Source organism: Microcoleus sp. Aus8_D2 (genome assembly GCF_036702665.1).
Lineage (GTDB): Bacteria > Cyanobacteriota > Cyanobacteriia > Cyanobacteriales > Microcoleaceae > Microcoleus.
In genome coordinates this window covers 22,109-33,510 of the sequence record NZ_JAUBUN010000056.1, presented here as the reverse complement: position 1 = coordinate 33,510, position 11,402 = coordinate 22,109, and the positions used below count along the sequence as shown (strand labels likewise).

The window sequence follows — 11,402 nt, the reverse complement described above, 5'->3', positions numbered from 1 at the left end:
AAGACGGACTGAAGTCCTTACTACGAACTTGAAGACGGACTGAAGTCCTTACTACGAACCTGAAGACGGACTGAAGTCCTTACTACGAACTTGAAGACGGACTGAAGTCCTTGCTACGAACTTGAAGACGGACTGAAGTCCTTACTACGAACTTGAAGACGGACTGAAGTCCTTACTACGAACCTGAAGACGGACTGAAGTTCTTGCTACGAACCTGAAGACGGACTGAAGTTCTTGCTACGAATCTGAAGACGGACTGAAGTCCTTACTACGTGTTTAAAAACTCCTCGCCCAATTATCAGCCGCGATACTGCACCCGATAAATCCGGTTATTTGCTTCCTCAGTAAACAGCAAACTCCCGTCAGGTAAAACCAGCAAACCAACAGGCCGCCCCCAAGTTTTCGGGCCCGAGGGATCTGTCAGAAAACCCGTTAGAAAATCCTCATAATAACCTTGAGGGCGTCCAGTCGCCGCGTTAAACGGTACAAACACGATTTTATAACCCGTTCCCGCATTCCGATTCCAACTGCCGCGAAATGCCACAAACGCTCCGTTAAAAAATCTTTTGGGAAACGTTTTCCCATCATAAAATTGAATTCCCAAAGCTGCCGAATGCGCCTGAAACAGCACGTCTGGCATCAATGTTTTAGCTGCTAAATCTGGTCGATCGCTATTTCCATTTTTGACGTGGCGCGGGTCGAGCAAATTTGGCTTAAAATAAGCGTAGGGCCAGCCGTAAAACTCGCCTTGACGAATTCTGGTCAAGTAATCCGGCACCAAATCATCTCCCAAGCCGTCGCGTTCGTTGACTGTTGTATAAAGTTGATTGGTTTTAGGGTGAAAATCCAATCCCACGGGATTTCGCAAACCGGAAGCAAAAGTTTGCTGGTTTGTGCCGTCCAAATTCATCACTTGCACCGATGCCCTCGGTAGCGGCTCGGAGTCGGCATTAGATTGGGAACCAACTGATACGAAAATTTGGCGGTTGTTCGGAGAAGCGACAACATTTCGCGTCCAGTGTTGGTTGTAGCCGCCGCCCGGTAAATCGGCAATTTTTTGACCGGTACCTGTTAATTGTTCTTGCCCTTTTGTGTAGGGAAATCGGCGGACTTCAGCAGTGTTTCCGAGGAAAAAATAGCGATCGGCAAAAGCCATGCCAAAGGGAATATTTAACCCGTTTTGGGCGCTAGCAAAAGTCATGTTCACCTCAGCAACGCCGTCACCGTTGGCATCCCGCAGCAGCCTGATCCGATTCTGCCGGGTTTCTGTTACCAAAACATCCCCTGTCGGCGTCAAAGCCAGCCATCGGGGAGCGTCTAAATTGTCAGCAAAAACGTTGACGACAAAGCCAGGAGGCACTCGCAGCACTGGCGATGCGGGAATCGGTACTACTTGAGGGGGTTTTGAGGCGCTTTGGCTGGCGAAAGGCTGCGGCAAAGCAGTTGCAACAATGCGGATCGGCTGCGGCGAAAGCGGTTTGGTCGGTACAATTTGATTTGTGCTAACATTTGTCAGCGGTGCAACGGAGGGAATTTGCGACAGCGGGCTTGGTGCGGGTACGGGAGTCGCTGTGGCATCTGTAGCTCGATCGCACGCAACCAGCGGTAACAGCAGAATTAGCAGCAAGAAACGCAGGTAATACATAGCACCGATTTCTCAACAATTGCTCGATAATTCTCTTATTCTAACTGCTCTTAAACAGCGAAGCCACCGCGCGCGCGGTGGCTTAGTTCCGTTTACAACGGTAACTCTACCAAAGTCCTCTCACAGGAGGAGCCGGACGCGGAGCCGGAATCGGACGCGGAGCTGGAATTGGAGCGGGAGCCGGACGCGGAGCCGGACGGGGAGCAGGAGCCGGACGCGGTGGCGGTTCTGGGGCTGGACGCGGTGCCGGGGTGGGGGGACGAACAACTGTGGTAGAGACTACTTTATAATCGGGGATCACGACGAGCCTTTCTACCTGATCTCCGGCTACGGTGGCTCTGACTTTCATTCCCGGTACCAGAGCCGTAATTCTCAGGACGCATCTTTGAATCCTGAGAGTCCTGTAGGGCCCGCTTTCTGGGCTAATTGTTACGATGTCGCCGACAATATTTTTGACAAAACCAATAAGGGTTTGAGCGTTGGCTGTTGTGGTGGTCTGCGTTTGGGCTATTTCAATTGCAGGGTTGGCCATCGCAGGATTCACTGAAACCGCCGATATTAGTACCGACAGCGTTGCACCTGTAAATAATTTGATCTTCTGAAGACGCATTGAAACCTCACATTAACTGCTATTTAGGGTCGGGCTTGCTTCCGCTACGCGAAAGTCCCAACCTTTAAACCTAATCCAGTTTAATCCCCGGAGTAGTAAATTTAGGACAATCTCAAAAAAAGATTATCGAGCAAGTTTTTAAAGACTGAATTATACATCAGAAGTTCCCCAGTTACAACAAGTTCAGCGCTTGGCATCTCTAGAGTGTCCGCGTGATATATTGAGTTTGTTCGATCGACCGTTTCCGTTTTTTTGCGCCCCTCTAACTGTTGTGGCACGGGCGGCAAACTCTGCCAACAGACAGATTGTGCTTGCTGGATGCAGCAGCGCCACAGTTTCAATTTGCGATCGCCAGTCTGCAACAGATAAAAAAATCAAATGAGTCGGAGGTAAAATTCAATCATTGACTTGCACGATTTACCCATCAACCGGATTTGTTGGCGAAAATCTCTCGCGCAGCCCCACCGTTGGCCGTATAAAATCCCGGTTTCTTTGGTATTAGTGCGTAAGTTTTGTGTTGAGTTATCTCATCTCCGTAAAATTACTGATAGTTGAAAATATTAGTTTGTAGTGAGGACTTCAGTCCGCATCAAATTTTAAGGACTCGAATTCCGAACGAGCCAACCTATTTTGTGGTTATTAGACAAGTTATACTTTATGGAATTGAAACTCAAAACTGGCCAGGGCATTTACAGTCAAAAAGCCATCTCTAAATTTTGGCTTTCCGGTGCGGTTTGCGGATAATTAGATAGGAACTTTGTAGGAACTGCTGGTGAGGAGTTTAGCGAACAAAATAATGGTGAACAGCAAATTTTTATTTAACAACTTAATTGTGCTGAGTTTGAGCGCAGCGGGGCTGTCGGTCGCCATTCAGCCACAGGTAGCTGCCGAACAGGTGGCTAATTTGAATAATAGTGCGATCGCCCAGCAGCCAAAATCCGATGTAAAATTACCTAATCTCGGAGTTCCAGAACTACCGCCATTGGGCGAACCGTCTCAGTATCTTCCCCAGGAAAGAAAGGAGGCAGAAAATCCGATTGAAGAAGTGCGTTTAGTGCTGAAATTGCGAGAACGACGGGTCTATGTTTACCGCAAAAACAAGGTGCAAGCGAGTTTCCCGGTGGCTGTCGGGAAAGACGGCTGGGAAACTCCCACTGGCAATTTTAAAGTCATGCAAATGATTAAAGATCCAGTTTGGGAGCATCCTTGGACAGGAGAACTTGTACCCGCAGGGCCTGATAATCCCCTGGGAACCAGGTGGATCGGGTTTTGGACGGATGGCAAAAATGTGATCGGCTTTCACGGGACTCCTACTCCAGAGTCGATCGGGCGAGCGGCTTCTCACGGTTGTGTCAGAATGTTCGATAAAGATGCCCAAGCTTTATTTGAGAAAGTCGCAGTGGGCACTCCGGTGATAGTTGAGAAGTAATCAGGTTTGTAGTGAGGACTTTAGTCCTTCTTAATGCGGAAGGGAGTCCTCACTACAAACCTGGATTTTTCAAATAGATTGCTGGTATTTTTCGAGCAATTCCGGGATATAATCGTAGCCGTCAACACCGATCGCCGGAATGATCTGCGATCGACTTTTTGTCAAAGACTCTTTAAAAGCGTCAGCCCCCATTTGTCCGCGCAAAATAGTCAGCAAACCAGCCGATTGACGCCATTCCATCGCCCCAATTTGCTCCAAAGTATACATTCCCAAACAGCCAGCAAATATCGCTCGATCTAGTTGATTCAGGCTGTAATAAGCTTGAGCTAAATAAGCTAAATTCAGACCTTGCAGATATAAGTCGCCGGAAAATTGGGCGGCTTGCCAACCTTTGACTAAATACTCGATCGCACCGGCGGCATTTTCCAGAGCAATTTTAGCGATCCCGAGGCTGCTAGAGCAAAAAGCTTGACTTTGCCTGTCGCCCAATTTCTCCGATAATAACAAGCCTTGTTCCAAATAGCCGATCGCACTTTCATAAATTTCTGGTTCCGCCTCCTCCAACTGCCGCGCGTGGAACACTTCGCTGTAGCCCAAATTAGCCAGGGCGTTCGCCTCACCTTGCCGCTCTCCCGCTTGCCGTGCCATAATTAAAGCCCGCTGGCTGTAATTAATCGCTTCCTGATAATTTTTTTGAGCTACATAATTGCGGCTGATGTGATTGAGATTGGCGACTTCGCAAGCTTTATCTCCTTCCATGCGGGCAATTTCCAGAGATTGCTTGTGCAGTAAGATCGATCGCTCGTAGGCCCCCGCAGCCTGCATCGAATAACCCAAAAGCGTCAAAATCCGAGCCTTCGCTTGAGTACCTTCAACACGGCGCAGCGGTTCATCTAAATAATCCAAAGTATGCCGCAAAGCTTTACCATCAAACGAAGCAAAAATCCCGCCGTAAAGCGGAAAGTATTCCCGCTGAGAAAAAGCGCGCAAAATTTGCAAAGTCACTTGAAAACAAGCATTTGCCAACTGCTCGCCGCTCTTAGTCGAATTATTAAATCCACTAGCTAGCTGACTCCAAATTACCGAAAAAGTAATATAAGTAGAAATCGAAGCTTTGGTGGACACCTTGGAATCGTAAACTTGCTTGTCAAACCATGTCGCCAAGGCCCGCTGCAAGCACTGCAAAATAATCGCCAATTCCAGCAACGTACCTAATTCTACATTAGACTGCTTGGCTGCAAATTCAACGATAGATTCACCCCTGGCAATAGTCTGTAAAAGAGCGTTAGCAAAGGCACTATTAACTTTTTTTGCCCAAAAAGCCCAAGGCCCATTTTGTTCGGGACTGCCAGCAAATCCTAGCTGCTGCGGCTGATAAATCCAGCCGACGAGTTCCGGTTCCAACCGCTGCCAAGATTCTAAACCTTTAGCAATCCCGGCGGTAATTTGCTGCAAATCTCGCTCGGTTTCGGGATTGGAAGTTTGCAGCATTTGTTGGTGCACAGATTTTGACAATTGCTGCAATTGATCGAGAGTCAGCGGATGTTCTTTATTGGGATCGATTATTTGGAATATTGCCAGGAGGCGGCCGTTGGATTCGGCGGTAAGGATTTGTTGGATGGAGGATGCGATTTCGCGATCGACGCGGTTATCCTTCTGCCAGCGTTCCCATTCTCCTTGGATGGTTTTTAGGGCTCTGAGGCTGCGATTTGCCTTGGCTTGTTTGATTTCGTCCTTTTCATTTCTGAGCAGGTTGTCGGTGGCATCGAGGCGTTCGCCGAAACAGCGTTCAAAGATTTCGCCGGTGCCGGTGCCAATGTCTTGCACCAGCATTTGATATACTTGTTCTTTGGAGCGGATTTGACCTTTGAGGGTGATTTCGACAATTTTATCGATCAGTGCTAGGTAGCGATCGCGCAATGAAGTAGGTTCTGGCATAAGTTATTATTAGTTAATAAATTTTTATTGACACCGCTGGCAGTTGGCAGCACTTGATGCTGCTACTTAATTTTACAGATCATCTGGGTTAATGCCCATGTCTCGGAGGATCTCGGCCAATCGATTTGCTCGCTGTCTTTCTAATTCAGCTTGCTGTCTTTCAGATTCAGCGCGTTGACTTTCATATTCAGCGCGTTGACTTTCAGATTCAGCGCGTTGACTTTCAGATTCAGCGCGTTGTCTTTCTAATTCAGCCCGTTGTCTTTCAAATTCTTCGGGAGTCAGAACCCAATCGCCACTAGCATCGTACCACCGCAGCCACAATCTCGAAAAACCTTGATAGCAACCTTCCCACAAACCAATACCTAACTCTAATTCCGGTATCCAGAATCGCGAATCAGTTAAAACTTGTTCGCAGTAACGATTATCAATCAATTGAAATACTCTCAGTTGATTAGTGTAGCGACTAAAAACAAAGTAGTAAGGAATCTCCAAAATCTCTTCATAAACTCGCCACTTAGTAGGCGGTTTATTTCGGACTTCTGGTGTGATTCCCAAATCTTCATCTTCAGTTCCAGGTGACAGCAGTTCCACTACTACTAGAGGACTAATATTTTCTTGCCACATCACGTAGCTGAGGCGCAAATCCTCACCTCGATCAAATCTAGAAGCGCCCAAGACAACGAACCAATCGGGTCTTTTATACCAATTGAGATGATTGGAATCGTAGTAGAGATTGAGGTCTGTTGCTATAAATATTTGGTCTAGCGGATGGTTGGCGGGACGGCAGGTTATACGCAGCAGTTCGGGTTGATAGTCGTGGTATTCGTCTGGCAAACCTGGATCCTCCGGGTCTTCACTAGGTAGATCGTACATCGTAGGGAGGACTTTTGTTTGGTAAGGCTGCGAATCCGGTACGTACATCGTCATAAGATTACCCGGGCGAGACGGCTTAAGGAGATTGAGGCGGTACGGTAATTAAGACATTATAGCGCAAAGCTATAGAGGAAGGCGGAAGGAGGAAAGAAAAAGGAAGAAGGAAGAGGTAAGTATGATGTGAAACTTGAAGTTTGGCTGTGAAATATTTGGGATCATCTCATTTTTGTAAAAAGCATTTTTTTGTGAGTGCGAGCTTAAGATCTCGCACGCATTAAAGCAAAACTGATATGCTCCCAAATATTTGGCCATAGCAGAGGTTTTCGATAATTGCGATCGCCCTTTTGTTACGGCCTCGGTTTTACACTCGAACTCCGGCCTTCTCTCAGACTGGGCGAGGGCACACCATTTTTGAAATAACAGCGAGCTCGATCGCCCTCCAATCCCGGCCGCACGTAAGTAAAAGCCTGACATTGTTCGTCAACCGCACAGATTTGCTTGCAGAGATCCGGGTCTGGTTTGCTAACGTACATATTGTTATAATCAAAGCCGATTCTGTCAGTATCTACCTCTAAATTCCACCTAGTCAGCCGCCAGTATTCATGTCCTCCCCATCCCACCATCACCAGCATTCCCGCCGCCAGCCAAGATTTTGAAGATTTAAAAAAGGTATTTGAAGTCAATTTTGCCAGCGGATGCGATCGCCCTTGGGGCTGATGTAATTGCAGCACTGGTTTCTGTCGCTGGCTGACGAGAGAGTTTAAATCTTGCAGGACTTCATCGGGCGATCGATAGCGTCCTTTGAGCGGAATTTCAATCATTTTATCCAAAATCCGCCCCAGTTCTTCGCTGACTGGATTGTCGATTAAATAATTGCGCCAAACAAACTTGCTTTCGCTAGCATCGTACAGATCGAAAGGCTCCATTCCCGTCAGCAAGTGGATGCAAGTAACGCCCAAACTGTAAATATCGCTAGCAAATACAGCTTTGCCGATTGTTTGTTCGGGGGCGGCATAACCCGCACTACCAATAGTTGTCCCAGTTTTACCAAAAGCGGAGGCGGCGACATATTTTGCTGCACCAAAATCAACTAAAACCAGACCCCCCCTAACCCCCCCTTGCCAAGGGGGGGGACAAGAGTTGGAATTAGCCTCCCCTTGTAAAGGAGAATTGGAATTAGCTCCCCCTTGGTAATGAGAATTGGAATTAGCCCCCCCTTGCCAAGGGGGGGTTGGGGGGGTACGGCGGATAATATTGTCTGGCTTAATATCGCGGTGAATTACTTGGCCGCTGTGGATAAATTGCAGCACGAGCAATAAATCTTGCAGCAAAATCCGAATTTGATGTTCGCGAAAGGGGCCTGTTTGAACTAACTCTTGAGCTAAGGTTTTGCCGTCGATAAATTCCTGTACAATATAAAGCCGATCGCCTTCCTCGAAATGCGCTAAAAGTTCGGGTATTTGCGGGTGTTTTCCCAATTGTTCCAAGCGTACTGCTTCTTGGCGAAATAATTCGACTGCTTTGGGGGCGTTATTGTGTTCTTGAGGGAAAAACTGTTTGATGACGCAGGGAGGATTTGAGGGTTTAAATTCATCTTGTGCTAGCAAAGCGATGCCAAAACCTTCTCTGGCGATCGACTTGGTGGGACGGTAGCGATCGCCCAAAAGCAAGCTGGTGCCGCAACTCAAGCAAAATTTAGCACCTGCTGGGTTGTTCGAGGGTTTTTGGCAGTTGGGATTCAGACAGTAACTCATGGTTGGTGTGAGGAGAGAATTACGGCAGTGAATCTATTCTATAGCAGTTGACAGTTGACAGTTTACAGGTAGGGGCCCTGCCCCCGTGCGGGCCCTTCGAGTTGACAGTTGACAGTTGCAATTATCTATTTGGGGCATAATTAGATATCTTGCATTTTCATGACTTACCCGCTGCGATCGAAGAAACCGGGTTTTTCAGCGAATCTGCTGCTACAGCGAAGTATTTTCCTAAAAACCCGGTTTCTGGACTCCATGCGTAAGTTCTAATTCTATCCTTTGTTTATGATTTCCGAACCCCTGACTCTTTCAAAAACTCATCCGGTTTTAGCAGCACAAGGATTAACTCGGCGTTTTGGCGGTTTAATTGCCGTGAATGACGTATCTTTTACAGTTGAAAAACACGAGATATTTGGACTGATAGGCCCCAACGGCGCGGGAAAGACTACTCTATTTAATTTAATGACTGGACTGATACCCAGCAACAGCGGCAAACTGATTTATCAAAATGAGGACATTTCCCAACTTAAACCACATCAAATTGCGAATAAAGGTATGGCGCGCACTTTTCAAAATATTAGATTGTTTGGGGAACTTTCTGTGTTGGAGAATGTGGCGCTCGCCCGACACATCCACAGCCGATCGCACAATCCGGTATTATCGCTACTAGCGGGCATATTTGCGTTACCAGAATCTAACGCAATGGAGCGCCAAACCCAGGCAAAAGCGTTGGAATTGTTGGAATTGGTCGGATTGGGCGATCGCGCGCAGGAACAAGCCAAAAACCTACCCTACGGCGATCAGAGGCGTTTGGAAATTGCCCGCGCCTTAGCCCTGGAACCGCAAATCTTGCTGTTAGATGAACCAGCAGCGGGGATGAATCCCAAGGAAAAGCACAAGTTAAGCGAATTTATCCGGGAAGTGCGGGAACAATTCAATTTGACTGTAATATTGATCGAGCATCACGTACCGCTGGTGATGGGATTGTGCGATCGAATTGCCGTGTTGCATTTTGGTCAGCTTATTGCCTTGGGTGAGCCTGCGATTGTGAGGAATAATCCGGCGGTGATTGAGGCTTATTTGGGAGATGAAAATTAGATAAATTGAAATTAGAGAAAAATCACATTTGGCACCATTTCCACCAATTATGTAGGGGCGGGTTTAGCGCCAAAAATTGTAAAATAACGAACAATCTCAAGGCAAAACCCGCCCCCGCCCAACGGTAAATTCACAGAATTGTAGGGGCGGGTTCACCGATAATAATCACCTAAAACGAATAATCTTATCAACCCGCCCCCACCCAACGGTAAATCAGAATATACCTCAAATCCCAAATTACAAGAAATGGAACACAGCCCAATTCAAACAAAAGAAAATATCCTGTTAGAAGTCAAAAATCTCTGTGTAAACTACGGCGGAATTCAAGCCCTGCAAAATATCAATTTAACCGTAAATGCGGGCGAAGTTATCAGTCTCATCGGCGCTAACGGTGCGGGGAAAAGTACCACCCTGAGAGCAATTTCTAAAATAGTTAATTTCCGGGAAGGACAAATCATCTACAGCGGGCGCGATATTAGTCGCCGCCAAGCTCACGAAGTGGTAAAATTGGGAATTGCCCACAGTCCAGAAGGGAGGAGGGTTTTGGCGCAGCAGACGGTGTTAGCTAACTTAGAATTAGGGGCTTACGTGCGATCGGACTTCGCGGCCATCAAAACCGATTTAAGCCGCCAATTCGAGATATTTCCGCGCTTGGCCCAAAGGCGGACTCAACTGGCGGGAACCCTTAGCGGCGGGGAACAGCAAATGTTGGCGATCGCCCGCGCGCTCATGAGCCGCCCGAAACTGCTATTATTGGACGAACCTAGTTTAGGCTTAGCACCTGCGATCGTCAAAGAAATTTTTGGGATTATTCAACATTTGCGCTCCACGGGCGTTACAATTCTGTTGGTAGAACAAAACGCTAATTTGGCGCTCCAAATTGCCGATCGGGCTTACGTACTAGAAGCCGGTAACATTACCCTCACAGGTATAGGATCGGATTTGCTAAACGACGAGCGAATCAGGAGCGCATATTTAGGTTGACTTGGTTAATTTTTGGCATTCTCACCGCCTTCTTTGAAGCAGTAAAAGACGTTTTCTGCAAGCAAAACCTGAAAAAAAACGACGAATATGTCGTAGCTTGGTCGCTAGCATTTTTTTCAGCACTTTTTTTAGTACCCTTTTTATTTTTCATAAAAATACCGCAACTAAATCCACAATTAAACCCGCAATTTTGGATAGCCTTGTCAATCGGAGGAAGCATCAACGCAGTCACAGCTATCCTCTACATTAAAGCCATCAAACTGTCCGACTTATCCCTAACCGTGCCGCTGGTAGCTTTGACACCCTTATTCATGCTGCTAACTTCACCATTAATTGTCGGCGAATATCCCAACTTTTTTGATTGTATCGGAATTTGTTTCATCGTCACCGGTTCCTATCTATTAAACATCAAAGAAAAATCTCAAGGATACCTAGCCCCATTCAAAGCACTGCTGCACCAACCAGGGCCCAAATTAATGTTAATCGTAGCCTTTCTGTGGAGTATCACCTCAAATTTCGACAAAATAGGCGTGCAAAACTCTTCCCCGATTTTTTGGTTGTTCTCTTTATTTACAGCAATGAGTGTGTTATTGCTACCAGTTTTACTGCACAAAACCCCCAACCCCAGCCGCAAAATAATGCAGCAAATACCGCTGCTAGCAACAATGGGTTTTGTCAATGCTTTAGGAGTCGTTTTTCAGATGCAAGCTTTGACAATGACCTTAGTAGTGCAGGTAATCGCAGTTAAGCGTACCAGCGTATTAATGGGTGTACTTTTCGGTCATTTCATTTTTAAGGAAAAAGATATTCAGCAAAGATTGTTAGGAGCTGCTATCATGATTATGGGAGTTTTCTTTATCACCTTATGACTTTTCTAGGTTCATAGCCGTAGGGTGCGTCGCCTGCGATAAATATCTAACTTGATATCGACAATATAAAAGCGACGCACCTCGATGATTTAAGAGTGATTTTCCGTGGTTCATTAAAAAAATATAGCCGTAGGGTGCGTCGCCTGCGATAAATACCTAACTAAGTATCGACCATCTGAAAGCGACGCACCTCAGCCATTTT

The 11,402-nt window shown here is 46.7% G+C and carries 10 protein-coding genes; 4 read left to right on the top strand and 6 right to left on the bottom strand.

Going from position 1 to position 11,402, the window contains the following annotated elements:
* Positions 1-298: 298 nt before the first annotated feature.
* The 3 genes from QUB64_RS29120 to QUB64_RS29110 form a co-directional block, all read right to left on the bottom strand.
* Positions 299-1,645: a PQQ-dependent sugar dehydrogenase gene (locus tag QUB64_RS29120; protein WP_333277341.1), complete on the bottom strand. Its 1,347-nt coding sequence runs from the start codon at positions 1,643-1,645 to the stop codon at positions 299-301.
* Positions 1,646-1,751: 106 nt separating this feature from the next.
* Positions 1,752-2,255, bottom strand: coding sequence for an autotransporter (locus QUB64_RS29115; RefSeq protein ID WP_333277343.1), 504 nt, complete (start codon positions 2,253-2,255; stop codon positions 1,752-1,754).
* Positions 2,256-2,438: 183 nt separating this feature from the next.
* Entirely contained in the window at positions 2,439-2,633 is a 195-nt protein-coding gene (locus QUB64_RS29110; protein WP_333277345.1) for a hypothetical protein, read from the bottom strand.
* A gap of 418 nt (positions 2,634-3,051) precedes the next feature.
* Between QUB64_RS29110 and QUB64_RS29105 the strand changes: the two genes are divergently transcribed.
* Positions 3,052-3,684 carry a L,D-transpeptidase gene (locus QUB64_RS29105; protein WP_333277347.1) on the top strand — a complete coding sequence of 211 codons (633 nt, stop codon included), beginning with the start codon at positions 3,052-3,054 and terminating at the stop codon, positions 3,682-3,684.
* 69 nt (positions 3,685-3,753) lie between these two features.
* Here QUB64_RS29105 and QUB64_RS29100 read toward each other — a convergent pair whose 3' ends face one another.
* The 3 genes from QUB64_RS29100 to QUB64_RS29090 form a co-directional block, all read right to left on the bottom strand.
* Positions 3,754-5,622 (bottom strand): hypothetical protein, encoded by a 1,869-nt coding sequence (locus tag QUB64_RS29100; RefSeq protein WP_333277349.1) that lies wholly within the window; start codon positions 5,620-5,622, stop codon positions 3,754-3,756.
* Positions 5,623-5,694: 72 nt separating this feature from the next.
* A complete protein-coding gene (locus QUB64_RS29095; protein ID WP_333277351.1) occupies positions 5,695-6,552 on the bottom strand; it encodes a Uma2 family endonuclease in 858 nt (285 codons plus the stop codon).
* A gap of 293 nt (positions 6,553-6,845) precedes the next feature.
* Positions 6,846-8,252, bottom strand: coding sequence for a protein kinase domain-containing protein (locus QUB64_RS29090; RefSeq protein ID WP_333277353.1), 1,407 nt, complete (start codon positions 8,250-8,252; stop codon positions 6,846-6,848).
* A gap of 282 nt (positions 8,253-8,534) precedes the next feature.
* On the opposite strand from QUB64_RS29090, the gene QUB64_RS29085 reads away from it, so the two are divergent.
* The 3 genes from QUB64_RS29085 to QUB64_RS29075 all read left to right on the top strand — a co-directional run bounded on the left by QUB64_RS29085 (position 8,535) and on the right by QUB64_RS29075 (position 11,200).
* The gene (locus QUB64_RS29085) at positions 8,535-9,347 is read left to right on the top strand and encodes an ABC transporter ATP-binding protein (protein ID WP_333277355.1); all 813 of its coding nucleotides are present in this window, start codon (positions 8,535-8,537) and stop codon (positions 9,345-9,347) included.
* 246 nt (positions 9,348-9,593) lie between these two features.
* Positions 9,594-10,331, top strand: coding sequence for an ABC transporter ATP-binding protein (locus QUB64_RS29080; RefSeq protein WP_369124828.1), 738 nt, complete (start codon positions 9,594-9,596; stop codon positions 10,329-10,331).
* Positions 10,328-11,200, top strand: coding sequence for an EamA family transporter (locus tag QUB64_RS29075; RefSeq protein ID WP_333277357.1), 873 nt, complete (start codon positions 10,328-10,330; stop codon positions 11,198-11,200). Before QUB64_RS29080 ends, QUB64_RS29075 begins: the two co-directional genes overlap by 4 nt.
* Positions 11,201-11,402 lie beyond the last annotated feature (202 nt).